Origin of the sequence: Halomonas sp. ATBC28 (assembly GCF_005937175.1) — a bacterium.
GTDB lineage: Bacteria > Pseudomonadota > Gammaproteobacteria > Pseudomonadales > Halomonadaceae > Vreelandella > Vreelandella titanicae.
Map to the genome: position 1 here is coordinate 316,747 of NZ_VCQL01000001.1, position 26,115 is coordinate 342,861.

At 55.9% G+C, this 26,115-nt stretch carries 22 protein-coding genes; 13 read left to right on the plus strand and 9 right to left on the minus strand.

Annotated features, from left to right (window positions below):
* Positions 1 to 74 precede the first annotated feature (74 nt).
* From E0L35_RS01395 to E0L35_RS01410, 4 genes are all read left to right on the plus strand, one after another.
* Positions 75 to 1,208 carry an iron-containing alcohol dehydrogenase gene (locus E0L35_RS01395; protein ID WP_022521924.1) on the plus strand — a complete coding sequence of 378 codons (1,134 nt, stop codon included), beginning with the start codon at positions 75 to 77 and terminating at the stop codon, positions 1,206 to 1,208.
* A gap of 189 nt (positions 1,209 to 1,397) precedes the next feature.
* The gene (locus E0L35_RS01400) at positions 1,398 to 2,324 is read left to right on the plus strand and encodes a tripartite tricarboxylate transporter substrate binding protein (RefSeq protein ID WP_238326084.1); all 927 of its coding nucleotides are present in this window, start codon (positions 1,398 to 1,400) and stop codon (positions 2,322 to 2,324) included.
* Between the two features lie 9 nt (positions 2,325 to 2,333).
* The gene (locus E0L35_RS01405; RefSeq protein WP_022521926.1) at positions 2,334 to 2,828 is read left to right on the plus strand and encodes a tripartite tricarboxylate transporter TctB family protein; all 495 of its coding nucleotides are present in this window, start codon (positions 2,334 to 2,336) and stop codon (positions 2,826 to 2,828) included.
* Positions 2,816 to 4,318, plus strand: coding sequence for a tripartite tricarboxylate transporter permease (locus tag E0L35_RS01410; protein ID WP_138799388.1), 1,503 nt, complete (start codon positions 2,816 to 2,818; stop codon positions 4,316 to 4,318). Before E0L35_RS01405 ends, E0L35_RS01410 begins: the two co-directional genes overlap by 13 nt.
* Before the next feature lie 375 nt (positions 4,319 to 4,693).
* Here E0L35_RS01410 and E0L35_RS01420 read toward each other — a convergent pair whose 3' ends face one another.
* From E0L35_RS01420 to E0L35_RS01440, 5 genes are all read right to left on the minus strand, one after another.
* A complete protein-coding gene (locus tag E0L35_RS01420) occupies positions 4,694 to 6,268 on the minus strand; it encodes an aldehyde dehydrogenase (NADP(+)) (protein ID WP_138799389.1) in 1,575 nt (524 codons plus the stop codon).
* Between the two features lie 30 nt (positions 6,269 to 6,298).
* Positions 6,299 to 7,285, minus strand: coding sequence for an AraD1 family protein (gene araD1, locus E0L35_RS01425; RefSeq protein ID WP_138799390.1), 987 nt, complete (start codon positions 7,283 to 7,285; stop codon positions 6,299 to 6,301).
* A 42-nt stretch (positions 7,286 to 7,327) separates the two neighbouring features.
* The gene (locus E0L35_RS01430) at positions 7,328 to 8,629 is read right to left on the minus strand and encodes a TRAP transporter large permease subunit (protein WP_009287507.1); all 1,302 of its coding nucleotides are present in this window, start codon (positions 8,627 to 8,629) and stop codon (positions 7,328 to 7,330) included.
* On the minus strand, positions 8,629 to 9,240 hold the full coding sequence (locus E0L35_RS01435) for a TRAP transporter small permease subunit (RefSeq protein WP_009287508.1): 612 nt from the start codon (positions 9,238 to 9,240) through the stop codon (positions 8,629 to 8,631). The genes E0L35_RS01430 and E0L35_RS01435 overlap by 1 nt, the downstream gene beginning before the upstream one ends.
* Before the next feature lie 97 nt (positions 9,241 to 9,337).
* Entirely contained in the window at positions 9,338 to 10,357 is a 1,020-nt protein-coding gene (locus E0L35_RS01440) for a TRAP transporter substrate-binding protein (RefSeq protein ID WP_022521929.1), read from the minus strand.
* Positions 10,358 to 10,595: 238 nt separating this feature from the next.
* Between E0L35_RS01440 and E0L35_RS01445 the strand changes: the two genes are divergently transcribed.
* On the plus strand, positions 10,596 to 12,341 hold the full coding sequence (locus tag E0L35_RS01445; RefSeq protein WP_138799391.1) for an IlvD/Edd family dehydratase: 1,746 nt from the start codon (positions 10,596 to 10,598) through the stop codon (positions 12,339 to 12,341).
* Here the strand turns inward: E0L35_RS01445 and E0L35_RS01450 are convergent.
* Positions 12,338 to 13,279, minus strand: a complete 942-nt coding sequence (locus E0L35_RS01450) for a LysR substrate-binding domain-containing protein (protein ID WP_138799392.1) — start codon at positions 13,277 to 13,279, stop codon at positions 12,338 to 12,340. The two genes, E0L35_RS01445 and E0L35_RS01450, sit on opposite strands and share 4 nt — an antisense overlap.
* 244 nt (positions 13,280 to 13,523) lie before the next feature.
* Between E0L35_RS01450 and E0L35_RS01455 the strand changes: the two genes are divergently transcribed.
* The 6 genes from E0L35_RS01455 (at position 13,524) to E0L35_RS01480 (ending at position 21,155) form a co-directional block, all read left to right on the plus strand.
* Positions 13,524 to 14,753, plus strand: a complete 1,230-nt coding sequence (locus tag E0L35_RS01455; RefSeq protein WP_138799393.1) for an aldose epimerase family protein — start codon at positions 13,524 to 13,526, stop codon at positions 14,751 to 14,753.
* A 90-nt stretch (positions 14,754 to 14,843) separates the two neighbouring features.
* Positions 14,844 to 15,839, plus strand: coding sequence for an arabinose ABC transporter substrate-binding protein (locus tag E0L35_RS01460; protein ID WP_022521932.1), 996 nt, complete (start codon positions 14,844 to 14,846; stop codon positions 15,837 to 15,839).
* Between the two features lie 28 nt (positions 15,840 to 15,867).
* Positions 15,868 to 17,361, plus strand: coding sequence for an L-arabinose ABC transporter ATP-binding protein AraG (araG, locus tag E0L35_RS01465; RefSeq protein WP_138799394.1), 1,494 nt, complete (start codon positions 15,868 to 15,870; stop codon positions 17,359 to 17,361).
* Between the two features lie 66 nt (positions 17,362 to 17,427).
* Positions 17,428 to 18,438, plus strand: coding sequence for an L-arabinose ABC transporter permease AraH (gene araH, locus E0L35_RS01470; protein WP_009287512.1), 1,011 nt, complete (start codon positions 17,428 to 17,430; stop codon positions 18,436 to 18,438).
* A gap of 63 nt (positions 18,439 to 18,501) precedes the next feature.
* Positions 18,502 to 20,247: an IlvD/Edd family dehydratase gene (locus E0L35_RS01475; RefSeq protein ID WP_138799395.1), complete on the plus strand. Its 1,746-nt coding sequence runs from the start codon at positions 18,502 to 18,504 to the stop codon at positions 20,245 to 20,247.
* A 131-nt stretch (positions 20,248 to 20,378) separates the two neighbouring features.
* Positions 20,379 to 21,155: an SDR family oxidoreductase gene (locus E0L35_RS01480; RefSeq protein ID WP_022521936.1), complete on the plus strand. Its 777-nt coding sequence runs from the start codon at positions 20,379 to 20,381 to the stop codon at positions 21,153 to 21,155.
* Positions 21,156 to 21,351: 196 nt separating this feature from the next.
* Here E0L35_RS01480 and E0L35_RS01485 read toward each other — a convergent pair whose 3' ends face one another.
* From E0L35_RS01485 to E0L35_RS01490, 3 genes are read right to left on the minus strand one after another with little or no spacing between them, the layout of a single operon-like run.
* Positions 21,352 to 21,870: a hypothetical protein gene (locus E0L35_RS01485; protein ID WP_212751644.1), complete on the minus strand. Its 519-nt coding sequence runs from the start codon at positions 21,868 to 21,870 to the stop codon at positions 21,352 to 21,354.
* On the minus strand, positions 21,870 to 22,046 hold the full coding sequence (locus tag E0L35_RS26210; protein ID WP_022521938.1) for a hypothetical protein: 177 nt from the start codon (positions 22,044 to 22,046) through the stop codon (positions 21,870 to 21,872). The genes E0L35_RS01485 and E0L35_RS26210 overlap by 1 nt, the downstream gene beginning before the upstream one ends.
* A 42-nt stretch (positions 22,047 to 22,088) precedes the next feature.
* Positions 22,089 to 23,327, minus strand: coding sequence for an ROK family transcriptional regulator (locus E0L35_RS01490; RefSeq protein WP_138799396.1), 1,239 nt, complete (start codon positions 23,325 to 23,327; stop codon positions 22,089 to 22,091).
* Positions 23,328 to 23,538: 211 nt separating this feature from the next.
* Here E0L35_RS01490 and E0L35_RS01495 point away from each other — a divergent pair, with 211 nt between their 5' ends.
* Positions 23,539 to 25,050 carry a sugar ABC transporter ATP-binding protein gene (locus E0L35_RS01495; protein ID WP_138799397.1) on the plus strand — a complete coding sequence of 504 codons (1,512 nt, stop codon included), beginning with the start codon at positions 23,539 to 23,541 and terminating at the stop codon, positions 25,048 to 25,050.
* Complete coding sequence (locus tag E0L35_RS01500; RefSeq protein WP_223828102.1) at positions 25,043 to 26,068, plus strand: ABC transporter permease; 1,026 nt, start codon at positions 25,043 to 25,045, stop codon at positions 26,066 to 26,068. Before E0L35_RS01495 ends, E0L35_RS01500 begins: the two co-directional genes overlap by 8 nt.
* Positions 26,069 to 26,115: the final 47 nt, after the last annotated feature.

The following is a 26,115-nucleotide window of genomic DNA, read 5'->3' on the forward strand; positions in this document are numbered from 1 at the left end:
CGCAGTCATACTGTATGACACCTTGAGTGAAGAGATTGCTGGGTTCACGAGCAAAACAATAATGAGAAATGACAATGCCCCACATAATCAATTATTTAACAAAAATTCAGTTCGGTGAAAGCGCTATTGCTGAATTAGCCAATGAGCTGCAATTGCTGAAGATAAAACGACCGTTGTTTGTGACTGATAAGGGGCTCAGTGCTACCCCTCTTATCACACACGTTATTGAGTCTGCTCAGCTTGATGATGGCGCATGTGTTTTCGATGATACGCCGTCCAACCCTACGGAAGTAGCGGTAGAGCAAGCGCTTACTTACCTGCGTGAAAGCAAATGTGACGGCATTATTGCCGTTGGCGGTGGTTCCAGCATTGATTTAGCTAAAGCGGTCGCCTTACTTTTTAATCATCCTGGGCCGTTACGCCAATACGCTGCGATTGAAGGCGGCGTAACAAAAATTAAAGCCGATGTGCTGCCATTAATAGCAATACCGACAACGGCAGGAACCGGTAGTGAGGTGGGAAGAGCCTCATTGATTACCATGAAAGACAACCGCAAACTTGGCTTTCTCTCTCCTTACCTGATTCCTTCGGTCGCTATTTGTGACCCTCGTTTGACGCTAGGTCTACCACCTTTTTTGACCGCCGCCACGGGTATGGATGCGATTGCTCACTGCGTTGAAACCTTTTTAAGCCCCAAAGTGAATCCTCCGGCTGAAGCGATTGCTTTAGATGGGCTGACGCGCGCTAGCAAATATCTAGTAGAGGCAGTTGAAAACGGCGAAAACTTAACGGCTAGAAATGAAATGATGATGGCGGCCCTTGAAGGCGCCATGGCTTTTCAGAAGGGGCTGGGAGCGGTGCACTCCTTATCCCATGCATTAGGCGGCCTGCACGAGTTAAAACTTCATCACGGTACGCTCAATGCTGTGTTGATGCCGACTGTGCTTAGATTTAACCAGCCCGGCTGTGAGGAAAAATATGCTTGCCTCAAAGACGCGATGGGTCTCAATCCTAACGACGATTTAGCTGAAGCATTTGAAAAGCTCAATGTGAAATTGGGGATGCCTGCTAGCTTGAGCGAAATGGGCGTCATGGAAGAGCACTTGGATCAACTGGCTCAGTGGGCATTGGAAGATCATTCTACGGCGACCAATCCGCGCGCGCCCTCTAAGGAAGACTTTTATGACATGCTCAAAGAGGCTTTCTGATAAATAGAGTTCTGTCCACTTAATAGTCCGTGAAGGAGGTCTTTGACAAGAAAAACGTAAAGTAATAAAGCATGCAGTTCCAAAAATGATAATTAATTGTAAGCAATACATTACTAAAGGAAAATGAATATGATAATTACAAACCATTCCCTTAAAACTATTTTTGCTTCAAGTATAGCCGCAGCTGTTATGACAGCGTCTGGCTCTGCCCTTGCGGATTACCCCGAACGCCCCCTTACGTTGATTGTGCCTTGGGCTGCTGGTGGTGGCACTGATGCGACGGCGCGAACTATCGCCCGTGCTCTGGAAGAAGAGCTGGGGCAGAACGTCAATGTTGTCAACCGAACAGGGGGCAGTGGCGTTGTTGGTCATACCGCCATGATTAATGCCGAGCCGGATGGTTATACGATTGGCTTGGCTACTGGCGAAGTTAACATGATGCATTGGTTGGGTTTAACGAACCTTACGTATGAAGATTTTACGCCTATTGCTCAAATCAACTACGACTTTCCAGGCATACAGGTAGCAGCTGACTCCCCTTATGAAAGCCTTGAAGAGCTCCTTGAAGCGATACGCTCTGAACCTAAAGGCACGTTTACTGCTTCGGGTACTGGCCAAGGCGGTGTGTGGCATTTAGCCTTTGCTGGCTTTTTGATGGATCAAGGTATTCCCGCCGACCAAGTGATTTGGATTCCTAGTGAAGGAGCAGCACCAGCGATGACTGAGCTGGTGTCTGGGGGGATTGATATCGTACCAAGCTCGGTGCCTGAAGCCCGCTCAATGATCGAGGCCGGTCGCGTTAAGAGCTTTGCGGTAATGTCTCCAGAGCGTATACCCAGCTTCCCTGATGTTCCCACTACTAATGAGTTAATCGGTAGTAGCTATCAAGTGGGCGAGTGGCGTGGAATTGCAGGGCCTAAAGGCATGGATCCAGAAGTAGTAGCAACACTTGAATCAGCACTAGAGGCTGCTTACAACAGTGATACTTATCAAGGGTTTATGAGTCAGCAAGGGTTTGGTACCGAGTGGCGTAACGCGGAAGAGTTTGGCCAACTCATGGAAGATATGGATAGCGTATTCGGTGAAATTGTTGAACAAGTTGGCTTAGCTAACTGAGGAATGACAATGCGGGATTTTTTCGCCGGAATAGCGTTCGTTATTGCTGGGATTGTTACGATCATTACTGCCCAGCAGTTTCCTACTCTACCAAGCCTGCAGTATGGGCCTTCGCTTTTCCCCTCCCTCATAGGGGGGGGATTTTGCCTCGGCGGGGCTGTACTTGCCTTGAATGCATTATGGCTTAGAAAAAAAGCTGTCGCGCAAGAAGCACACGGTAATCCATCCCTAGCTGGCTCACTGCCTGAGAAAAAGAATTGGGCAATGTTGTTGCCACCAATATCTATTGTCTTTTATATCCTGGCAAGCGACTACCTTGGTGCAATGTTGACGATAATGATCATTATGTTTTTGCTGATGTTATTAAGAAAAACATCACCCTACATAGCATTGGCAACGTCTCTAGCAGTGTCGTCAGCTATTTATTTTATCTTCTCGCGCTACTTGCTCGTTCCATTGCCGCAAGGTCTTCTATTAGGGGGTAGCCTGCCATGGATATCTTAATGAATGGGGTTGGGCTGGTTTTAAATTTTGAAACCTTGCTGGTTATTTTAGCGGCGTCACTGTTTGGTATATTTGTAGGTGCAGTCCCCGGCCTTACTGCGACAATGGCAGTAGCACTATTAGTACCGTTGACTTTCTACATGGATACCATCCCGGCTATTGCTGCCATTGTAACGACATCGGCGATGGCGATCTTTGCGGGTGATATCCCGGGCACCTATCTAAATATACCGGGCACGCCTGCATCGGCTGCTTATGTAGGGGAGTCCTACGCATTAGCGAAAAAAGGCAGGGCAAGAGAGGCCTTAGGTATTAATTTAGTATGTTCTGTTTTTGGCGGTATTTTTGGCACCATCGTTTTAATTGTTGTGGCTCAATCCCTTGCTGAGGTAGCGCTGCAGTTCAGTGCATTTGAGTACTTTTGGCTTGCGGTGCTCGGGTTAAGCTGTTCAATTTTTATTTCAGTTGGTTCTAGAACAAAAGCATTCCTCTCACTTCTTTTTGGCATTCTGCTTTCAACCGTCGGGCTTGATATGATGAGTGGTGCTCCACGTTTTACATTTGGAGTGCCCGACCTTATGGCCGGTATTAACTTTATACCCGTTATGATTGGTATGTTTGCTCTAAATGAACTGATGAGCTATTACGCTTCAAAATCTGAGAAGAAAACAATCAGTATCGTCGATAACGATAGTGTCTTCCACAATGTACCTGGGCATATTAAACGTTACTGGCGTAACATGATACGTGGTAGCTCAATCGGCACGTTGATTGGTGCACTGCCGGGCGCGGGTGCAGATATTGCGGCCTGGATCTCGTATGGTGTGGGAAAGGGTAGGTCAAAAGAGAGTGCCAAATATGGCACCGGTAATATAGAAGGCATCATGGATGCAAGCTCCGCTAATAATTCCGGCATCAGTGGTGCATGGGTACCCGCTTTAGTCTTTGGGATTCCTGGTGACTCTATTACGGCCATCGTCCTTGGCGTTTTATACATGAAAGGGATGAATCCTGGGCCCACTATTTTTATGGATGGGAGTGGGTTGATCTATGCGCTGTTTATGGTGTTTATTTTAGCTAACTTGATGATGCTACCTATTGGCTATATGGCTATCCGACTTTCAAAGTTTTTCATCCTAACACCCAGCCGGGTACTGATGCCCATAATATTATGCTTTTGCATTGTAGGGGCTTTCGCTATCAATAATAGCGTTGTGGATATTTGGTTAATGCTTATTGTAGGGCTAGTGGCTTATGTATTGGCTGTGAATGACTTTCCAATGGCGCCAGCCATTCTTGGGTTAGTGTTGGGTTCCGTTGTTGAAAATAATTTCATGAGCGCAATGTTGCGCACTGGTGGTGACTTAACGAGCTTCTTTGCAAGACCAATCAGTGCGGGGCTTGGCATTGCGGTGATTCTACTATGGTGCTCACCGCTTTTGATCAAAGCTTATCGCTATCAGCAGCATAAATCAGGAAGTGTATATTAGGGTCTGTTGACGTTTCATCGCGAACCGCGTTGCCCCACAAAGCGCGTCAGACAAGGCGCAAAACGCTGGGAAGGGTGGTTCCCTTTTCAGGTTTTGCAACGCCGTATGGCGCGCTTTGTGGGGCAACCCGAAGGGCTGGGCCCGTTTTTATCCGCGGCGGCGTTAGTCGTCGTTCATTTGGAACCACCAAACGTCTCTCCTCCTGCCTTGCCGCGAATAAAAACGGGCTCCAGCGCGGCCGCGAGTGAAACGTCAACAGGCCCTAGTCTGTCAGTTACTATGAAATAAGCGCAGCGAGGCAAATATGGCCTCGCTGCGCTAGTTCGTAAGCCTGTTTTATAAGACTATCGTGACGCCATCGCTGGCTTTATTACGTTATTCACGCTTGCCATCGACCAGGCGCGATACTCCTGCCGGATTGCCATCACGAATAGCGTCGGGCAGTAGCCCTTCCGGCAGTGCCTGATAGCACACTGGGCGCAGGAAGCGGAAAATCGCAGCGCTACCTACTGAGGTCGTGCGTGAATCCGAGGTGGCAGGATAAGGGCCGCCATGAACCATGGCGTGGCACACTTCTACACCCGTCGGCCAGCCGTTGGCCAGGATACGCCCGGCCTTGCGCTCCAGCGTCGGCAGCAGTTGCTTGGCAGTCGCCAAGTCACCGTCATCCATCTGCAGCGTAATGGTGAGCTGGCCTTCCAACTGAGCCGCAACGCGGGCCACTTCCTGGGTGTCAGCACAGGCGATCACCAATGAAGTCGAACCGAACACCTCTTCCTGTAACGCGGGGTCACTCAGAAACGCCTCGGCTTGGGTAACGAACAGCCCGGCCTGGCAGGGGTGAGCTGTCTCACCTGCCTGGCCGCGTGCCACCTCGGTCACCTTGGCGTGGCTGGCGAGTCGGCCTACGCCCTGTTGGTAGGCATCATGGATACCCGGCGTCAGCATGGTCTGGGCAGCACTGCCCTTAACTGCTTCACCGGCCGCCGCAACAAAGGCGTCCAGTTCAGGGCCCTGAACCGCAATGACTAGCCCCGGGTTGGTGCAGAACTGCCCGGCACCCATGTTGAGTGAACCGACAAATCCCTCCGCAATCGCTTTACCGCGTGCCTTGAGGGCTTCCGGAAGAAGAAACACCGGGTTAATGGAGCTCATCTCAGCGTAGACCGGGATCGGCTGCGGCCGCGCCTGGGCAGTGGCCATTAGGGCCGTACCGCCGCTGCGTGAACCGGTGAAGCCCACCGCCTGAATGCGTGGGTCAGCAACCAGCGCCTGACCGATTTCGCGGCCCGAGCCAAACAGCAGCGAGAAGACGCCCTCAGGGAGTTCGCACTTAGCAACGGCGCGTTGAATGGCGCGGCCTACCAGCTCAGAAGTGCCGGGATGGGCAGAGTGGCCCTTGACCACTACCGGGCAGCCGGCGGCCAGCGCAGAGGCGGTATCGCCACCGGCAACGCTAAAGGCGAGCGGGAAGTTGCTGGCGCCAAACACCGCCACCGGGCCCAGGCCGATATGGCGCTGACGCAGGTCGGCGCGGGGCAGCGGCTCACGATCGGGCATGGCTGGATCGATACGTACATCCAACCATTCACCTGCGCGCACTACCGAGGCGAACAGCCGCAACTGGCCGCAGGTACGACCACGTTCGCCCTCTAAACGCGGGCGGGGCAGGCCGGTTTCGGCCATGGCACGCTCGATCAGCTCATCGCCGATCCCTTCGATCTCTGCGGCAATGGCTTCAAGAAAGCTGGCCCGCGCCTCTAAGGAGGTCTCGCGATAGCTATCGAAAGCCGCCTCGGCTAATGCGCAGGCCTGTTCGACCTCGGTCTTGCTGCCGCCGGGGTAGGCGGGCGCCAGCGTTTCGCCGGTGGCGGGATTTACCGCATGAATGTCAGCCTGTTGGCCGCTAATGGCCTGCTGACCGATCAGTAGTTTACCTTCCAGAGTCATACTTCCTCCTGCTGGGGTGGTTAGAGTACGTTAAAGCGACTTTACGCTGATGGGCGGTGCGTCTGCTTCCACCCGTAGAGGGTTGCGCAGGGCGCGACCAAACTCATTGATTTTGATCTCAAAGCGATCGCCCTCGCGCACCTTGATGCCGTCGGCGAAGCTCAGTGTCGCGGTACCGAAAAAGTGCACATGCACATCGCCGGGGCGGCGGAAGCCCGGGTATTTAAAGTGGTGATACTCCAGGTTGGCCAGGCTATGGGCCATGTTGGCCTCGCCGGTGAGAAAGGGCTTCTCCCACACTGTTTCACCACTGCGATGAATAGCGCTGGTGCCTTCCAGATGAGCAGGCAGTTCGCCGATCAACAGTTCGGGACCAAAGCTGCAGGCGCGTAGCTTGGAGTGAGCTAACCACAAGTAGTTGAAGCGCTCGGTCACGTGATCAGAAAATTCGTTGCCGAGGGCGTAGCCGACCCGCCAGGGCTGGCCGTCATCACCAATCACATAGAGGCCCGCCAACTCAGGCTCCTCGCCTGCATCTTCGGCGAAGGCGGGGGATGGAATCTCCGCTTCTGGCGCCACCACGCACTGGCCATCGCCCTTGTAGAACCACTCCGGCTGTGCACCTACCTGGCCTGCATCGGGTTTGCCGCCCTCCACGCCCAGCTTGAACATGCGCATGGAGTCGGTCATATCCTCCTCCGCGGCCTGGGCTTTGGCATGCATTGCCGAGCGGGTATCGGCACTGCCCAGGTGGGTAAGGCCGGTGCCGGTGACCAGGCAGTGGGCCGGGTCGGTATGGGTCAGCGGGGGTAGCAACTGTTTAGTGTCGACCAGCGCTTGATAATCCAGGCGTGTGTCGGTCAATGCTTCCGTCAGCATGTCGCTAAGTGGCTTGCCGGCGGCAATGGCCCGATTGGCCAGGGTGTAGGTGTCGCAGTCGAGCAGTCTGACCTGCTCTTCGCTTTCGACCAGGGCGGCGCGAACCTGGCCCTGGTGGTCACACTGAATCAGTCGCATGGCGGTCTCCTTATGCAGAGTCAGTCAATAGTGTAGCGGTCATCATAGTGGCCAAATGGCCAGTTGCGGCCACATCAATAGCGCCGCGAGTACGCACAGCTGAATGGCCATAAAGGGTAGTACGGACAGGTAAATATCCTTGAGGCTGATATCCGGCGGTGCCACGCTTTTAAGGTAGAAGGCGGCGGGCCCAAAGGGTGGCGACAGGAACGATACCTGCATATTCACGGCGAATAGAATGCCGAACCAGATCGGATCGAAACCGAGCTGAATAACGATGGGTAGAAAGATCGGCAGAGCCAGCATGGCGATCCCGATCCAGTCTAGGAATAGCCCCAGCACGAGCATAATCGCCATCATCACCAGAATGATCACAATGGGCGCTACATCGAGTCCCAGGATCAAGCTCGAAACAAAACGGTTGCCTCCCATTAAATTATAGACGCCCACCAGGGCGGCGGCGCCGATGCCGATCCAGATGATCATGCCGCAGGTATTCATGGTCTGCCCAAGGCTATGGTGCAGCATACCCGGGGTGAATTCGCCGCGAACAATAGTGGCGAGCAGTACACCGAAAACACCCATGGCCGCGGCTTCGGTGACCGAGGCGATACCACCGTAGATAGTGCCCAGCACTAAAAAAGCGATCAGCCCTGGTAACAGAATGGCCTTGACCGCGTCCAGCTTAGTGGCGAAAGGGTTATCCTGGGTATCTCTATCTAACGGCGGGCCCAGTGCGGGATTTCTCAGGCAGCGCACCAGCACATAGGCAATGTAGCAACCCATCAAAATCACCGCTGGCGTCACGGCTGCGGCGAACAGGTCGGCAATCGATACGCTGGCGATCAGACCGTAGATAATCAGCACGATTGAGGGCGGCATCATGGTGCCCAGGGCGCCCCCGGCACACACCACCCCAATAGAGAGGTGTTTGTCGTAGCCCAGGCGGAGCATTTGGGGCAGCGCCAGAATCCCAAGCAGCACGATCTCACCACCGATAATGCCCGAAAGAGCGGCCAGGAAGAACGCTACCACGATGGTCTGCACCGCCACGCCACCTGGCAGGCGACCGGCGAAGACGCGCATGGCGTTGAACAGGTCTTTGGCGATTCCGGAGCGATCCAGCAGTGATGCCATCAACACGAACATGGGCACCGCCACCAGCGAATACTCGGTGATAAACCCATAAACGCGGCTGGTGACCAGGGGCAGCGCCGCCTCGCCGAACCAGCCGAAGGTGAACGCCATCGCTACCAAGCCGGTGATAAACGCCAGCGGCAGACCGGTGACCAGTAGCGCGAAAATGGCCCCGACCATGAGGATCGTTGCGGTTGAAATATCCATCAGCGCGCCTCCTCGATGTTGGCAGCGGGTTTCGCTTTAATCGATTCCCACAGATGCAGGCAGGCCTGTAGCGTCATCAACACCAGAGCAAACAGAATCATGCCCTTGACCATAGCGGGAAAGGGCGGATTCCAAGAGGTGCCGGAGCGCTCCAGCGACCACTCACCGAGCGGGTTATGCGAAGCTCCCCAGAACATATGAAAGGCGGCATAGCTCATCGTCAGGCAGAAAATCAGAGTGAGCAGGTCGTTGAAACGATCCATCCAGCATTTCAACCTGGGCCCGGCGCTGTCGTAAAGCACCTTGACGCGGATATGGCTATTGCGCGCCATGGCCGCTGGGCCGCCCAGTACAAAGATAACGGCGATCAGAAACACGACGGTTTCGTGTACCCAGGAGGTGGGGTTGTTGAAACCGTAGCGCATAAAGACTTCGACGACGCTGATGCCCATCGCGACCAGCACGAGCCAGGAAACGGCACGGCCGCCCCGTGCAATTAAGCGGTCTAAAGCATTACGTTCGGGAGACACCTCCTCCACCGTTTCGAGGATCTCGGGGAGATCCTGGGTATTCGGCGAAGGAGTTTGATTGTCAGGCGTTTTTTGGGACATGGCGCGACTCTACGCGCAGCGCTCGGGGTGTTTGCCCGAGCGCTGCGTTGGTTAGATTAATGAGGCCGGTTGTGAGCAGAGAGTTGAGAGCACAGAGTTAGAGCAGATTGCGCGAGCGCAAAAAGGCGGTCGCCGAGTCATAAATCTTCTGAGTCATCTCATTTTCACCCGCCCACTCTTGCCACTCCTGCTCAGCCGCGGTGCGGAATTTCTGACGCTCTTCTTCGGGCAAGTTGAAGGGGTGAACGTCTGGGTCATCCTGAAGCCGCTGCAGGGTCTCAATATCCTGCTCCTTGAGGCGGGCAATCAGGTCGTAGGCCATGCCATCAAAGGCGGTATTGAGGGTCGTCTGTAGCTCCTCGGGCAAGCCATCCCAGATGTCTTTATTGATCGACACAGCGATCATGGGCATGGAGTGAAAGCCAGGGTAGAGCGGGTAGGGGGCGAAAGCGTGCAGACCCATGGCGTCGTTATTCGAGAGCACCGTGGAGTCCGCGGCGTCGATCACGCCTTTTTCCAGGCCGGTATACACCTCAGAGCCCGGCAGGTTGACGGGCGTGGCGCCAATGCGCTCGAAGATGTTGTATACCATGCCTTGAGGGGCACGGATTTTTAACCCTTCAAAGTCGGCGATGGATTCGATGGGCACCGTGGAGGGTACCGACTCCAACGGAAAGGTCGCTGCGCTGATCAAATGGGCGCCATAGGGTTCGACCAGTTCGTTGTAAAGCTCTTCACCGCCGCCGTATTTCATGTACTCCAGGAAATCGTAGGGGTTCTGCCAAGCACCAACAAGATTGCCGAGCATACCAAAAGCCGGATCCTGGCCAGAGAAGTAGCTTGGGTCGGTCATATGACCCTGCAGAATCCCTGAGCTAACGGCGGTCAATGTCTCAGTAGGGCCAACCACGGAATTAATCGGCATTACCTCGATTTCAACACGGCCATCAGTCATTGCCGTAATGCGCTCGGCCCACTCTTGTTTGATCTTAAAGCTGGGTTCGCCCGAGGTTTCTGACGCCTGAAATTTCCATTCGTACTCGGCTGCCTGGGCCGCAGAGAGGCCCAGCAGTAGCACGGAACCAGTGAGTAGCGAGCTGTATTTCGATTTGAGCATAGCACTATTCCTCAAGTTTTTTGTTGTGGAGAGCGTGGTGGTTAACGCTGTAATGCAACGGGCCAATGACCCACGTGGGAGGGTAATGTTGAACATTAAGGGCAATTGTTCAACATATACTTTTGTATGGTCGACTAGATTGACGGGGTAGTTTAGTGTCTTGCGCATTCGGCACCCACTCTCGACGCCAACTCTCAGGTCGTCAGCCGTCACCGAACTAAAACAAGGAGTTAACCTCATGGGCCAACGTCAACGTCCGCTGCGCAGTGCTGAATGGTTTGGCACGGCTGATAAGAACGGTTTTATGTACCGCAGTTGGATGAAAAACCAGGGCATTCCCGACCATGAGTTTCAGGGCAAACCGATCATCGGTATCTGCAACACCTGGTCGGAGCTCACTCCTTGCAATGCGCACTTTCGTAAGTTGGCGGAGCACGTGAAGCAGGGCGTGCTGGAGGCGGGGGGCTACCCGGTGGAGTTCCCGGTGTTCTCCAACGGCGAATCCAACCTGCGCCCCACCGCGATGTTTACCCGCAACCTGGCCAGCATGGACGTGGAGGAAGCGATTCGCGGCAACCCCATCGATGCGGTGGTGCTGCTGGTGGGCTGCGACAAAACTACCCCGGCGCTACTGATGGGTGCGGCGAGCTGCGATATTCCCACCATCGTGGTCACCGGCGGGCCGATGCTCAACGGCAAGCACAAGGGCAAGGACATTGGTTCCGGCACCGTGGTCTGGCAGCTCTCCGAGCAGGTCAAAGCCGGTGAGATATCGATGCACGATTTCATGGCCGCGGAAGCCGGCATGTCCCGCTCCGCCGGTACCTGCAACACCATGGGCACCGCCTCCACCATGGCCTGCATGGCCGAGTCGCTGGGCACCTCGCTGCCGCACAATGCAGCGATTCCGGCGGTGGACTCCCGCCGCTACGTGCTGGCGCACCTTTCGGGTAACCGGATTGTCGAGATGGTCAACGAAGATCTGCGGCTATCTAAAATACTCACCAAGCAAGCCTTCGATAACGCCATCCGCACCAACGCCGCTATCGGCGGCTCCACCAACGCGGTGATTCACCTCAAGGCGATTGCCGGGCGCATCGGTGTCGATCTGACTCTGGACGACTGGAGTCGGGTAGGGCGCGGTACCCCCACGGTGGTGGATTTGCAGCCTTCGGGGCGGTTTCTGATGGAAGAGTTCTACTACGCCGGTGGGCTACCTGCAGTGCTCAGGCGCCTGGGCGAGGCCGACCGGCTGCCGTTCAAGGATGCCTTAACCGTCAACGGCAAAACCCTCTGGGAAAACGTCCAAGACGCCCCGCTGTATAACGACGAAGTGATCCGGCCGCTGGATAATCCGCTCACCACGGATGGCGGCATATGCGTGGTGCGCGGTAACCTGGCGCCCAACGGCGCGGTGCTCAAGCCCTCAGCAGCCACGGCGGAACTGATGCAGCACCGCGGCCGTGCGGTGGTGTTTGAAGACTTCGACGACTACAAGGCGCGCATCAATGACCCTAACCTGGACGTGGAAGCCAACGATATTCTGGTGATGAAGCACTGCGGTCCACGCGGCTATCACGGTATGGCGGAAGTGGGCAATATGGGCTTGCCGCCCAAGATCCTCGCCCAGGGCATCACCGATATGGTGCGCATTTCTGATGCCCGCATGAGCGGCACTGCCTACGGCACCGTGGTGCTGCACGTTGCCCCGGAAGCCGCCGCCGGTGGCCCACTGGCCGCGGTGCGTAACGGTGACTGGATTGAACTTGACTGCGAAAGCGGCCGACTGCATTTGGAAATCAGCGATGAAGAGCTGGCTTCGCGACTGGCTGAGAGCGACCCCACCGCCGCCTCAACGCTGATCGCCAGCCAGGGCGGCTACCGTCAGTTGTACATCGAGCGAGTACTCCAAGCTGACGAAGGCTGCGACTTTGACTTCCTGGTGGGTTGCCGCGGGTCTGACGTGCCGCGGCACTCGCATTAACTGGACTGAGCAATCACTTCCCGCAGAGTGCTCATTAATGCGGCGGCACCGGGGGAGAGTCGCTGGTGGCGTAAGCTCACCAGCCCATAGGGCTGAACGCTTAGCGCCTCGCTAAATGGCAGTAGGTGAAAACGCTGCGGTGGGCAGAGCAGGTCAGCGGCTTCCCGTGTAGTCACCGTGATGGTATCGGATTTGTCGACGAGGGCCAGCGACAGCAGCAGGTCAGCGGTATCGACGATCTGGCGGGGCGGCGCGACCTGATGGTGCAGAAATAGGCTATCCACCCGCTGGCGCATCAACGCGCCAGCGGGCTGCAGCGACCAAGGGAAGCACGCCATATCAGCAAGGCTCAGCGTTTGTTTATCGGCTAATGGATGCCCTTGGCGGCACACAAAGCAGAGTTCCTCCTCGCCAATCTCCTCGAAGACAAAGCGCTCGGCATCGACGCCTGCGGGTATGCGGGTAATCGCGAAATCCAGTTCGCCTTCCAGTAGGCGTGGTACCAGCACTTTGCTGACATCCACATCTACGCTGATTTTTAGCCCTGGCCGGTCGCGGTGCACCCGCTCGATGGCGCTGGTGAGCAGCGTAACCGCTGGCGCCATTACCGTGCCGACGGCTACCGTGCCGGCACTGCCCTCGCCGAGAGCGTTTAGCTCCTCACCGGTGTGGCGTAGCGCTGAGAGCATGCTGTGGGCGTGGCGAATCATAATTTCGCCATACCAGTTAGGCGTTAGCCCACGGGGGTGGCGATCGAACAGCCGAATACCCAGGTTGGCTTCCAGGTCGCTGAGCAGTTTTGAGGCGGCGGGCTGGCTCATATTGAGCTGAGCCGCCGCGCGGTGCAGGTTGCGCTGCTCGTCCAGGGCTAAAAATAGCTGAAAATGACGCAACTTTAGTCGCACGTCTAAAAACCAGTTTTCGCCGAGAATGCCCATGGCATAAGCCTCGTGTTGTTATTGATACTTAGAAGTATATCGATAGTGAGGCATTTGTATATTGGTTGGTTATGCCAGACATGGCTACTGTAGTGTCTGTATCGGTGATGATGAACTGTGGTAACTCACTGAGTTAACAGCACCGGCCTAGGCTTTGTCTGAAAAGTCGGCGAGCGCAGTCAGTTTTCAGACCAAGCCTAACAACAATAATTTAGCAACAAAGTATGCCTCCAGGAGGAAGCTCATGCCTCTCATGTACAGCCAACGATTAAGAAATGGTTCACCTCTTCTGCTCGGTGCAATTGCCGCGGTGCTGTTGGCAAACACTGCACAAGCCCAGAGCAGTTCTGAAGCCAACGCGAGCAGCAGCGTCGGCAGTGGTATCCAAACGTCGGTGTTTGGTCATCTACCCGATGGTCGCCAGGTGGATGTCTATCAACTTACCAACGCCAATGGTATCGAGCTGCGGGTGACCAATTACGGTGGCATCATTCTGTCACTGAAAACCCCTGATATGGACGGTAAGTTTGACGATATAGCGCTGGGCTTTGACTCTTTGGAAGCCTACCTCTCCGATGAGTACCGTCAGGCCAATCCTTACTTCGGCGCCATTATTGGTCGTTACGGCAACCGTATTGCGGGTGGGCAATTCTCCCTCGATGGAGAAACCTATTCATTGGCTACCAACGATGGCAGTAACCACCTGCATGGCGGCGACCAGGGATTCGATAAAGTGCTATGGCAAGCCGAACCATTCGAGAGTGACGCAGGCAATGGATTGGTACTGCGCTATACCAGCGAGGATGGCGAAGAGGGCTACCCCGGTAAGTTGGAGAGCGAAGTTACCTATACGCTAACCGATAATGACGAGCTGATGGTGGATTATCGGGCGGTAACCAATAAAGCCACCCCGATTAACCTAACCCAGCACAGCTACTTCAACCTAAAGGGTGAGGGTAGCGACACCATTCTCGATCATCAGTTGATGATCAATGCCCCTGAGTTTACCCCGGTCAATGACACCTTGATTCCAACCGGTGAGATCCGCTCGGTGGAGGGCACGCCGTTCGACTTTACCCAGGCGACGCCTATCGGTGAACGGATCGAGCAAGAGAACGAGCAGCTTGCCTTTGGTGGCGGTTATGACCACAACTTTGTACTTGCCCGCGATAACGCTGCATCAGATGAGCTGGTCTTGGCTGCCAAAGTATGGGAACCCAGAAGCGGACGCCTGGTGGAAATCACCACCACCGAACCCGCGATCCAATTCTATTCCGGCAACTTCCTTAACGGCGACCTGACCGGCAAGCAGGGCCAGGCCTACGGGCACCGCTCCGGCTTTGCGCTGGAAACTCAGCATTACCCTGACTCTCCCAATCAAGAGGCGTTTCCCAGCACGATCCTAGAGCCGGGCGAGACTTATCGCTCACGCACGGTCTATCGCTTTTCCGCGCAGCAAGACCTGGGCTCGTAATCTCGATTCATCATTACTATTACCAACCGTCCGTGGTTAGTAACCAAAAATATCAATAAAAACAACGCTAAAAATAGCAGGAGTACAACAATGAAATTGACGACAACATTTACCCGTTTAGCACTTGGTAGCGCAATTATGCTGGCCTCACTAGGGTCAGTACAGGCCCAGGAAGACGAGGTGAAGATTGGCTTTATCGTTAAAAAGCCGGAGCAGGCGTGGTTCATTAACGAACAGGAGGCGGCTACTGAAGTAGGCGAAGAGCTCGGCTTCGAAGTGGTACGCCTTGGCGGCGAAGATGGCCAAGAGGTGCTTAGCGCTATTGATAACCTCTACTCCCAAGGCGCTGAAGGGTTCGTAATCTGCCCGCCAGACGTACGCTTGGGGCCAGCGATTATGAACCGTGCTAACCAGTACGGCATGAAAGTAGTCACTGTGGATGACCAGTTTGTTAACTCAAGCGGTGAGCCCATGGAGGGCGTGCCGCACCTGGGTATGTCGGGCACCAAAATTGGGCGTCAGGTGGGCGAAGCCATTAATGCCGAAATGGAAGCGCGCGGCTGGAACCCCGAAGAGGTAGCCGCGCTGCGGATCACCAACAATGAACTACCGACCGCCGTTGAGCGTACCGACGGCGCCACCGAGGCGCTGATAGCCGCGGGATTCCCAGAAGATAATATTTTCGACGCGCCTCAGCAGAGCACCGACACCAGTGGGGCTTTCTCTGCCGCCTCTCCGGTGCTTTCCCAGCGCGGCGATTATGAGCACTGGGTGATCTATGCCCTTAACGAAGAGAGCGTGCTTGGTGGTGTTAGGGCTACCGAGCAGTATGGCTTAGCGCCTGAAGATGTGATCGGCGTGGGTATCAATGGCTCCGGCGCCGCCTTTGCGGAATTCTCCCGGGATAACCCCACCGGCTTTCACGGTACGGTAGCGGTGAGCTCCACCATGCACGGCCGTCAGACTGCTGAAGATCTCTACCGCTGGATTAGCGAGGATCAAGAACCACCGGCCAATACCGAAACCTCCGGCACGCTAATGACGCGGGAAAACTGGCAGGAAGTGCGCGCCGCGCTTGGTCTGTAACGGTAAGTCTCTGCGGGAGTATTGAAGCATGTCTGATGCTTATCTACGGTTCGACGCGATTAGTGTCGTTTTCCCCGGCGTGCGCGCGCTGGATGGGGTGAGCTTTGCCGCCCACGCCGGTCAAGTGCATGCGCTAATGGGTGAGAACGGCGCGGGTAAATCCACCCTGCTCAAGGTGCTCAGTGGCGTTAACCGGGCAGCCGAAGGGGCACTGTGGATCGATGGTCAGCGCTACGTATTCAACAATGCCCGAGAGGCGCTGCGGGAAGGCATTGCGATTATTTACCAGGAGTTGACGCTCTCACCCAATATGTCGGTAGCCGAAAACCTGCTGCTGGGTCAACTGCCCACGCGGCAGGGGTTTGTTGACCGTCGCCGGTTGAAGGAAAAAGCGTTGGCGATACTGGCTGATCTTGGCGAGGGGGAGATCCACCCCTCGACCAAGGTGCGCGAGCTCTCTATCGGCCAGCAGCAGATGATCGAAATTGGCCGTGCGCTGCTGCGAGACGCCAAGGTTATCGCGTTCGATGAGCCCACCAGCAGCCTCTCTATTCAGGAGATTCGCCAACTAAAACGTATCGTCCAACGACTGCGTGATGAGGGGCGGGTGGTGCTCTACGTGACTCATCGCATGGAGGAGGTGTTTGAGATGTGCGATGCGGTCACCATCTTTCGTGATGGCCAGCATATCCGCACCCATGAGGATATGTCGGCGCTCAATCACGACCTGTTGGTGAGTGAAATGGTCGGCCGGGATATCGACGATGTTTACGGCTACCGCCCGCGCACACAGGGCGATGTGGTCTTGAACGTGGAAGGAATCCACGGGCGCGGCCTCAAGGCGCCGGTGAGTTTCTCCGTCAAACGCGGGGAAGTCTTCGGGCTGTTTGGTCTGGTGGGCGCGGGGCGTAGCGAACTGCTGAGGTTGATCTGCGGAGTCGAATCGCCCAAGGCCGGCAGCGTACAGTTCAACGGTGAATCGAGACGTTTTAAAAGCCCTGGCGAGGCGATACGCGCCGGTATTGCCATGTGTCCAGAGGATCGTAAATCCCAGGGTATTTTCCCGGTGGCCAGCGTGGCCGACAACCTCAATATTAGCTGTCGGCGCTTTTTCAAACGCTGGGGCATGTTCCGCCACCCCGGCCGTGAGCGGCGCAATGCCGAGTCGTATATCCAGCAACTCAGTGTCAAGACACCGGGACCACGTACGCCGATCGGCAAACTTTCCGGCGGCAACCAACAGAAGGTGATTCTGGCCCGCTGGCTTGCCGAGGAGATTGATCTGTTTGTGATGGACGAGCCAACCCGAGGCATCGATGTCGGCGCACGGCGGGATATTTACTCGCTACTTTACGATTTGGCCGAACAGGGCAAAAGCGTGGTGGTGATTTCCAGTGACCTGGCAGAAGTCAGCTCCATCTGTGACCGCATCGCGGTGATGCGCGACGGTGAACTGGTGGACATAGTGCCGCGGGAATCGGCTACGCCGGAACGCCTGCTGGGCTTGGCGCTACCCGCCTAAGTGCCAGCTTTTTTTTAAGGTTTCCAAGATATTCGTTCTTAAGAGAACAAGCTCAGGACAACAACCATGACAACTAACAATGCAACCCAAGGCGAGACTGCGCCCGCCCGCCCGGCGGGCCGGCAGGGGCTGATCAAGCCACTGCGCACGCTGCTGGATACCTCAGGGCTGATTGCGATTTTCTTGCTGCTGTTTGTGGCCCTGGCGGTACTCATCCCTGACTTTCTGACCGGCCGCAACATGGTCGGGCTACTACTCTCGATCACCCTGATCGGCAGTTTGGCCACCACCATGATGCTGGTGCTGGCACTGGGTGAGGTGGATCTCTCCGTGGCCTCTACGGTGGCCTTTGCGGGGGTGGTCGCAGCGGTGGTGACCTCCAGTACCGGTAGCGTGTTTATCGGCGTGATCGGGGGCATTGTCGCTGGGGGCGCGGTGGGCGCTTTTAACGGCCTGGTAATTGCCAAGTTCGGTATTAACTCGCTGATTGCCACCCTGGCGGCAATGGAGTTTGTACGCGGGCTGGCCTATATCACCTCTGGCGGCGACGCGGTAATGATCACCGTGCCGGGTTTCTTTGACCTGGGCAGTGCCTCGTTCCTCGGCCTAACCCTGCCGGTCTGGACCATGCTGGCCTGTTTCGTGATCTTTGGTGTGGTGCTCAACATGACCGCTTTCGGGCGCAATGTGCTGGCCACCGGGGGGAACTCGGAAGCCGCCGCGCTTGCCGGGGTTAATGTTCGCCGCCTCAAGATTATTGTTTTCGGCCTCCAGGGCGTAGTGGCGGGTGTCGTCGGTGTACTGCTAGCTTCACGCATGGGGCTAGGCGACCCCAATACCTCTATGGGCTTGGAACTGGCGGTGATTTCCGCCTGTGTGCTGGGCGGTGTGGCGCTATCCGGTGGCGTTGCCACCATTACCGGTGTGGTGGTCGGTGTGCTGATTATGGGCTGCGTCCAGAACGCCATGGGGCTGCTCAACGTCCCCACCTTTTACCAGTACCTTGTGCGTGGCGCGATTCTGCTGCTGGCGGTGATGTTTGACCGCTGGAAACAGACCCGTCGTCAGCGGGCCTGACGCTTAAACCGTTACCCCTTTATTAGTTGGTCACTTTTTTCCGGTTTGTACGGAGGCTTTGTTATGTCTGATCGTCAGCGCCCATTACGCTCTGCCCATTGGTTCGGCACCGCCGATAAAAACGGCTTTATGTACCGCAGTTGGATGAAAAACCAGGGCATTCCCGACCATGAGTTTCAGGGCAAACCGATCATCGGTATCTGCAACACCTGGTCGGAGCTCACTCCTTGCAATGCGCACTTTCGTAAGTTGGCGGAGCACGTGAAGCAGGGCGTGCTGGAGGCGGGGGGCTACCCGGTGGAGTTCCCGGTGTTCTCCAACGGCGAATCCAACCTGCGCCCCACCGCGATGTTTACCCGCAACCTGGCCAGCATGGACGTGGAGGAAGCGATTCGCGGCAACCCCATCGATGCGGTGGTGCTACTGGTGGGCTGCGACAAAACTACCCCGGCGCTACTGATGGGTGCGGCGAGCTGCGATATTCCCACCATCGTGGTCACCGGCGGACCAATGCTCAACGGCAAGCACAAGGGCAAGGACATTGGTTCCGGCACCGTTGTGTGGAAGCTCTCCGAGCAGGTCAAAGCCGGTGAAATATCACTCCACGACTTTATGGCCGCCGAAGCGGGCATGTCCCGCTCGGCGGGTACCTGCAACACCATGGGCACCGCCTCCACCATGGCCTGCATGGCCGAGTCGCTGGGCACCTCGCTACCCCACAATGCAGCGATTCCGGCGGTGGACTCCCGCCGCTACGTGCTGGCGCACCTTTCGGGTAACCGGATTGTCGAGATGGTCAACGAAGACCTGCGGCTCTCCAAAATCCTCACCAAGGAAGCCTTCGATAACGCCATCCGTACCAACGCCGCCATCGGCGGCTCCACCAACGCAGTGATTCATCTCAAGGCCATTGCTGGGCGGATTGGTGTGGATTTGACCCTGGACGACTGGAGCCGTGTAGGCCGCGGCACGCCCACGGTGGTCGATCTACAACCCTCAGGGCGTTTTCTGATGGAAGAGTTCTACTACGCCGGTGGCCTGCCCGCGGTGCTCAGGCGTCTGGGTGAGGCCGACCGGCTGCCCTTCAAGGACGCCTTGACCGTCAACGGCAAAACCCTGTGGGAAAACGTTCAAGACGCCCCGCTGTACAACGACGAAGTGATTCGCCCGCTGGATAATCCGCTCACCGCGGACGGCGGCATCTGCGTGGTGCGCGGCAACCTGGCCCCCAACGGCGCGGTGCTCAAGCCCTCGGCAGCCACGGCCGAACTCATGCAGCACCGCGGTCGTGCGGTAGTGTTCGAGGACTTCGACGATTATAAAGCGCGCATTAACGACCCGGACTTGGACGTGGAAGCCAATGACATTCTGGTCATGAAGCACTGCGGCCCGCGTGGTTATCACGGCATGGCGGAGGTGGGCAATATGGGCCTGCCGCCCAAGATCCTCGCCCAAGGCATCACCGATATGGTGCGTATTTCGGATGCCCGCATGAGCGGTACCGCCTACGGCACTGTGGTACTGCACGTAGCGCCCGAAGCCGCCGCCGGCGGCCCGCTGGCCGCGGTACGCAACGGTGACTGGATCGAGCTCGACTGCGCAAGCGGCCGGCTGCATCTGGAACTCAGCGATGAAGAACTGGCCTCGCGCCTGGCCGAAAGTGACCCCACTGCCGCCTCAACGCTGATTGCCAGCCAGGGCGGCTACCGCCAGCTGTATATCGAGCGGGTGCTCCAGGCGGACGAAGGCTGCGACTTTGACTTCCTGGTGGGCTGTCGGGGTTCTGATGTGCCGCGGCACTCGCATTGATGGTCATTCGAAGATCCTGAGGTAGCGCCAAAAGGGTCGCGAGCTAAAGCTACCTCCCTCGGGGGCAATTATCAGCCTGGCAGAGATAGCTCCACGCAGAGTGACGAAGAGCTTAAAAAAGAGGACGCGCAATGACCGCTAGGTTGACCGACAAGCATATTCTGGTAACCGGTGCTGCCACCGGCATCGGCCGCGCCATTGCCGAGGCCTGCGTCCGCGAGGGTGCCACGGTCGCCTTGCTGGATAGAGACGGTGATAACGTCGAGAGGCTGGCAGCGCAACTGCGCAGCGAAGGACACAATGCTCAGGCGTTGGTGGCAGATATTGCTGATCGCGCAACGGTGGACGCCGCCGTGGCGAAGGCGCGGGAGATTAACGGGCCCTTGACCACCTTGGTTAATAACGCCGGAATGAATGTCTTCCATGATCCACTCGCCATGCCGGATGACGCCTGGCAACTTTGCCTAGCGGTCGATCTGGAAGGTGCCTGGTTCTGTAGCCGGGCGGTGTTGCCGGACATGTTGGCGCAGGGCGACGGCGCCATTATCAACATCGCCTCCACCCACAGCTTCTCGATTATTCCCGGTTGTTTTCCCTACTCGGTAGCCAAGCACGGCTTGATTGGCTTAACCCGATCGCTCGGCATTGAATACGCACCGCGGGGCGTGCGGGTCAATGCCATCGCGCCGGGCTATATTGCCACCTCGGCGGTAGAGGCGCATTGGCAGACCTTCGATGACCCCGTCGCGGCTAAGGCACGCATCGAAGCCTTGCTGCCACCAGGGCGGTTAGGGCAACCCGAGGAAGTCGCCATGACGGTGGTCTTCCTGGCTTCAGATGAAGCCCCCTTTATCAACGCCAGTTGCCTGACCATCGACGGAGGCCGCAGCGTGGTTTATCACGACTGACAGTTGTTATGGTCGTTGAGTGCTTGCAAGGAATATCTGGATATTAGTGGCGTGAATAGAGTTTAGGCTGTATCCACGGGTTTAAACGTTAGTGCTTAGTTTTCCTTCAGCGAGCTCAATCTCTTGAGTAGATTGTCTTGGAAGAAATATTCCTTTTATACAATCTGGATTAATGATGGCAAGTTGAATATGGTTTTCAGAAAAAAAACTTGGCTCCATCGTATAGTGGATCGCCTTCGATAAACGCGGCTCTAACAGAGTCAAAGGGTTCACCCTGTTCCTTGGCTAATGCACATGCATAACGGATTACAGCACAGTCAAGCTCACGGGCTTTAAAATCAAAATCTGTTTTTCCAAACGATCTATTCTCAGGCAGTGGTGTACCTTCTGCCTCTAAATCGTCTTTTAGCTGCTGATAAGCTTCTTTAAGAAAATCATTATATTTTTGGTCAAGCAAATCCAGACAGTTGCCGAGCTCAATTACTGCGCCCAGTACAAAGGGATCTTTAACATTAGAAGCAGCCCGCTGGCTATCTTGAAGGGCATACTGATGCGCTCTTTCAAGATTATTTTCCCAAAAGTAAACGCCATTGCCCAGCCAATCATACTTATTATTACTGTGTTTGAATTCAGATTTTTGGTTCAGGATACTGATGGCAATATCTTTATCTAACCCATGAAAACCATAGACAATTGTCGGTTTTGATGAATACATTAGGTCTTAACGTGTGCCGTATGGTTGCCTTTAGACTTAGATGGACTGAAAAAACGCTTATCAAGACGTCCTTGTGAATCAAGGATGTGCGCATCTTTAAGCAATTTCATTCTTTGCTCATGAGTGCGGTTCTGCCCAGCTGCCTTAACTTTTTGTGTCAATTGATGAATAGACATAAAATACTCCCTTGTACATTTTCATGCTAATCGACCTTTTGGCTACAGGCAAGTAGCCGATCCGGACTTAGCCTGGCTATCTAACAGCGTCTCGCCATCGGTGGCATTTAGCGCCATGGTGATGCCTCCCATGCAGGTCATGTCGCGATCCCAGGCGCAGTGTTCGATGCGGGTGGTGCCCATCAGTTCGGCCACCAGGGCATCGTCAATGGCGGTGTGCATGGCGGCTTGCATGGCGTCAAAGCCGCGCACGCCGGAGCCGGTAATCAGCACTAGATCGGGGTTAAAGAGCGCCAGCACATTGGCAATGCCGAACCCCAACGCCCGCCCAGCCTCGGCGTAAATACGCTGGGCTGTCGGGTCGCCTTTTAATGCTAACTGTGTCAGCGCTTGCATCTGCTGCTCTGAGGGGTGTGCGCTGTCGCCGGAGGGAAGCGCTAAATGATCGGCGGCGGCGCGATAGAGCGCATAATCGCTAGTGTAAGCTTCAATGCAGCCCCGTCGCCCGCAGGCGCACAGGGCGCCATCGGGTTGGTATTTGCTGTGCCCAAACTCCGCCGCTGAGCCATTGGCACCTAGAAAGGGCACGCCGTTAATCAATACCGACATACCGATACCGTAGCCCAGCATAATGACCACCAAGTTGGGGCAGTCTGCATAGGCGGGCTGTGCCGCTAGAACGCTGGCGATGCAGTTGGCATCGTTTTCCAGCAGTACGCTGCAGTGAAAACGCTCCGCTAATCGCGTCGATATCGGTGCGTTACGAAAGCTTAAAGCGGGGGACCAGATAATCGTACCGCTTTGCGACGAGACTACCCCCTGCACTGCCAAACAGATCCCCGCCAATCGTTGAAATCCCTTTAGCTGTTGCGCGCAAACAGTGCTGATCTTCTCTTCCAGCAGCGCTTCCAGGTCGTCGGCGCTCAGCGTCAGGGTGGGCACCGCGTGGTGTTCGCTATGGCGTACCTGGCCCGAAAAATCGCCCACCACCAACTGGATCTCATTGATCGATAGCTTGATACACACCACGCAGGCGGCATTAGGGTCGAGTTCAATCAAGGTTTTTGGTCGGCCACGCCCGGTGGGGCGGGGTGTTTCGGGGGGCCGTTCCGTGATCAACCCCTGCTGGAGTAGTTCGGCGCTGATCGAGGTGACGGTGGCAGAGCTAATGCCATTGAGTGCGCCCAGGTCGATGCGTGCCACCGATCCTTGGTCACGCAGAGTGCGTATCACCGCCAGGGTGTTGTCGAGGCGGCTAGTGTCAGTCGACGGAAGGGCCATAGGGTCGCCGTTATAGTTCGTGTTGAAAAAAGCAGTGCTGCACATTGCTGAGCGCTCTCATCGTGGGGTGTGAGCGCAATTGTCAAAATACGACCTAAGTTGCATATGCAAATATTTATTTTAGCACCTAAAGTAAATCAAGCATCAACCTAAATCAATCGATGTTGATAAGCCCCCAACACAATAACAACAGACTTCATCAGGTGGCCTCATGCTGTTATCAGCGCGCAAACTCTGCCGCTCGTTTGGCGAAAACCAAGTGTTATTCGACGTTGATCTCGACCTGCAGGCGGGCGAAGTGCACGCCCTGCTAGGCGAGAACGGCGCCGGTAAATCGACCCTGGTAAAAATCCTGGCCGGTTACCTTCGACCCACCTCGGGCGAGGTGGTGGTGGACGGCAGCCAACGACACTACCGCTCTAGCGGTGAGGCAGAGGCCGACGGCGTGGTAATGATTCACCAAGAGTTGGTACTGGCGGAACAGCTCAGCGTAGAGGAAAACATCTTCTTGGGCCGCGAACTGCGCCGTGGAGTGTTTCTGGATCGACGAGCCATGCGGGAACGCAGCCGGACGGCACTGTTGGAACTCGAAACCGACGTTGATCCACGCGCTCGAGTAAAAGACCTCAGCACCTCTGATCAGCAGATGGTGGAAATTGCCAAGGCGATCACCCGGGATGTGCGCGTGCTGATTATGGACGAGCCCACTGCCACGCTGACGGAAAACGAAGTATCGGTGCTGTTCGCACTCATCGACCGTTTGCGCCAGCGTGGCGTGGCGATTCTATATATCTCCCACAAACTGCGTGAAATTGAGCAGATTGCCGACCGCGTGACGGTATTGCGCGACGGCCATTTGGTCGATAGCGGCTCCATGACTGGACGCAGCAAGGAGGAGTTGGCACGGCTGATGGTGGGGCGTGAGATCACTGAAATGTACCCACCGCGTACGCATCTCCCCTCCGATGCGCCGGTGGTGCTGGAAGCGCGGGGTATGGTGGTGCCCGGGGCCGTTAAACAGGCCAGCTTTACCCTGCGCCAGGGGGAAGTGTTGGGGTTTGGTGGCATCGTGGGCGCCGGACGCACTGCGCTGATCGAAGCGGTGCTGGGCCTACGCGGCAAAAGTGCAGGCCAAGTGCTGCGCAACGGCCAGCCGGTGGTGTTGCGCCACCTGCGTGATGCGGTGCATCAGCGGATTGCCTATTTGACTGAGGATCGAAAAGGCAAAGGCCTGGTGCTCAATATGGATCTGCGCTCCAACGTTACGTTGCTCAATTTACGCGCTCACTGCCATCCGCTTATTGACCGCCGGCGTGAAGAGCAGGCCTTTCAACAGGCCATCCAGCGCTTTGATATCCGCCTGCGGACGGCAGCGCGCACCGCTGCCGAACTCTCCGGCGGTAATCAGCAAAAGCTGCTGCTCGCCAAGGTGATGTCCATTGACCCTGAAGTCGTGATTATCAATGAACCGACCCGGGGCATCGATGTGGGTACCAAGCACCAGATCTATCACTTTATCCATGAATTAACCGAGGCGGGCTGCTCGGTGATATTGATCTCTTCAGAAATGGGCGAGCTGATCGGCCTTTCCCACCGGGTGGCGGTAATGTGCGCCGGGGTACTCACCGGGGTGCTTGAAGGCGAGCAAATAAACGAACACGAAATCATGCAGTACGCATCCGGCATTAAGGGAGCAGAGGTCGATGAGCAGCGTCATGGCTAATAACAAAACGACTAATAAAGCAGCTAACCAAATGATCAAGCAAAAAGGCTTCGCCATAGACCTGAAAACCTGGGGGCCCTTTGTAGCACTGGTGGTTCTGGCGCTACTGGGCGTGCTGATTAATCCGGCTTTTTTGGGGCTGGATAATCTCTCGAACATGCTCACCCGCAGTGCCTTTATCGGCATTATTGCCATCGGCGCCACCTTCGTGATTACCGCCGGCGGGTTGGATCTTTCGGTAGGGGCAATGGCGGCCTTTATTGCCGGGGTGATGATTATTTTGATGAACAGCCTCGTCGAGCAGTTTGGCGCAGGGCTGACCACCGTGCTGTTCGGCGTGGGTGCCTCGCTGCTGCTGGGGCTGTGCGCTGGCTTTATCAACGGCATGGTGACTACCAAAGGCAAAATTGAGGCGTTTATTGTCACCCTCGGCACTATGGGGATTTACCGCTCACTGGTCACGTACCTCGCCGATGGCGGCACCCTTACCCTGGACTGGGCAGTGCGTGATATCTATCGGCCGATGTATTACGGCAGCTTCCTGGGCATCACCATTCCGGTCTGGGTGTTTCTATTTGTCGCCATTGTTGGCTACATTCTGCTCAACTACACCCGCTTCGGGCGCTACTGCTTTGCCATCGGCTCCAATGAAAAAGTGGCCGAATACAGCGCTATTCACGTCGATCGCATCAAAACCATGACCTACATGCTGCAGGGTGTGTGCGTGGCTTTGGCGACGATTATCTATGTGCCCCGGCTGGGCTCTGCATCGGGTGCCACCGGGGTGCTCTGGGAGTTAGAGGCGATTGCCGCAGTCATCATCGGCGGCACCATGCTCAAGGGCGGGCATGGGCGTATCTGGGGCACGGTGGTGGGCGCCATCATGCTCACCATGATTGGCAATATTCTCAACTTGACCGATGCCATTTCTAACTATCTCAACGGGACGGTGCAGGGGATCATCATCATTGTGGCGGTCTACCTGCAGCGTGCCTCGTGGAGAAAAGCAGCGCCTTAAGGCACTGAAACGAATGTAAAAACCAGAAAAACGTTCGCAACATCAAC

Bases quoted from the DNA above. Each gene is read 5' to 3' on its own strand.
- E0L35_RS01455 (WP_138799393.1), top strand. From the start codon at position 13,524: ATGCCTCTCATGTACAGCCAACGATTAAGAAATGGTTCACCTCTTCTG.
- E0L35_RS01460 (WP_022521932.1), top strand. From the start codon at position 14,844: ATGAAATTGACGACAACATTTACCCGTTTAGCACTTGGTAGCGCAATT.
- E0L35_RS01435 (WP_009287508.1), bottom strand. From the start codon at position 9,240: ATGTCCCAAAAAACGCCTGACAATCAAACTCCTTCGCCGAATACCCAG.
- E0L35_RS01480 (WP_022521936.1), top strand. From the start codon at position 20,379: ATGACCGCTAGGTTGACCGACAAGCATATTCTGGTAACCGGTGCTGCC.
- E0L35_RS01445 (WP_138799391.1), top strand. From the start codon at position 10,596: ATGGGCCAACGTCAACGTCCGCTGCGCAGTGCTGAATGGTTTGGCACG.
- E0L35_RS01490 (WP_138799396.1), bottom strand. From the start codon at position 23,327: ATGGCCCTTCCGTCGACTGACACTAGCCGCCTCGACAACACCCTGGCG.
- E0L35_RS01485 (WP_212751644.1), bottom strand. From the start codon at position 21,870: ATGTATTCATCAAAACCGACAATTGTCTATGGTTTTCATGGGTTAGAT.
- E0L35_RS01395 (WP_022521924.1), top strand. From the start codon at position 75: ATGCCCCACATAATCAATTATTTAACAAAAATTCAGTTCGGTGAAAGC.
- E0L35_RS01475 (WP_138799395.1), top strand. From the start codon at position 18,502: ATGTCTGATCGTCAGCGCCCATTACGCTCTGCCCATTGGTTCGGCACC.
- E0L35_RS01495 (WP_138799397.1), top strand. From the start codon at position 23,539: ATGCTGTTATCAGCGCGCAAACTCTGCCGCTCGTTTGGCGAAAACCAA.
- E0L35_RS01450 (WP_138799392.1), bottom strand. From the start codon at position 13,279: ATGGGCATTCTCGGCGAAAACTGGTTTTTAGACGTGCGACTAAAGTTG.
- E0L35_RS01430 (WP_009287507.1), bottom strand. From the start codon at position 8,629: ATGGATATTTCAACCGCAACGATCCTCATGGTCGGGGCCATTTTCGCG.
- E0L35_RS01400 (WP_238326084.1), top strand. From the start codon at position 1,398: ATGACAGCGTCTGGCTCTGCCCTTGCGGATTACCCCGAACGCCCCCTT.
- E0L35_RS26210 (WP_022521938.1), bottom strand. From the start codon at position 22,046: ATGTCTATTCATCAATTGACACAAAAAGTTAAGGCAGCTGGGCAGAAC.
- araH (WP_009287512.1), top strand. From the start codon at position 17,428: ATGACAACTAACAATGCAACCCAAGGCGAGACTGCGCCCGCCCGCCCG.
- E0L35_RS01410 (WP_138799388.1), top strand. From the start codon at position 2,816: ATGGATATCTTAATGAATGGGGTTGGGCTGGTTTTAAATTTTGAAACC.
- E0L35_RS01420 (WP_138799389.1), bottom strand. From the start codon at position 6,268: ATGACTCTGGAAGGTAAACTACTGATCGGTCAGCAGGCCATTAGCGGC.
- E0L35_RS01405 (WP_022521926.1), top strand. From the start codon at position 2,334: ATGCGGGATTTTTTCGCCGGAATAGCGTTCGTTATTGCTGGGATTGTT.
- araG (WP_138799394.1), top strand. From the start codon at position 15,868: ATGTCTGATGCTTATCTACGGTTCGACGCGATTAGTGTCGTTTTCCCC.
- araD1 (WP_138799390.1), bottom strand. From the start codon at position 7,285: ATGCGACTGATTCAGTGTGACCACCAGGGCCAGGTTCGCGCCGCCCTG.
- E0L35_RS01500 (WP_223828102.1), top strand. From the start codon at position 25,043: ATGGCTAATAACAAAACGACTAATAAAGCAGCTAACCAAATGATCAAG.
- E0L35_RS01440 (WP_022521929.1), bottom strand. From the start codon at position 10,357: ATGCTCAAATCGAAATACAGCTCGCTACTCACTGGTTCCGTGCTACTG.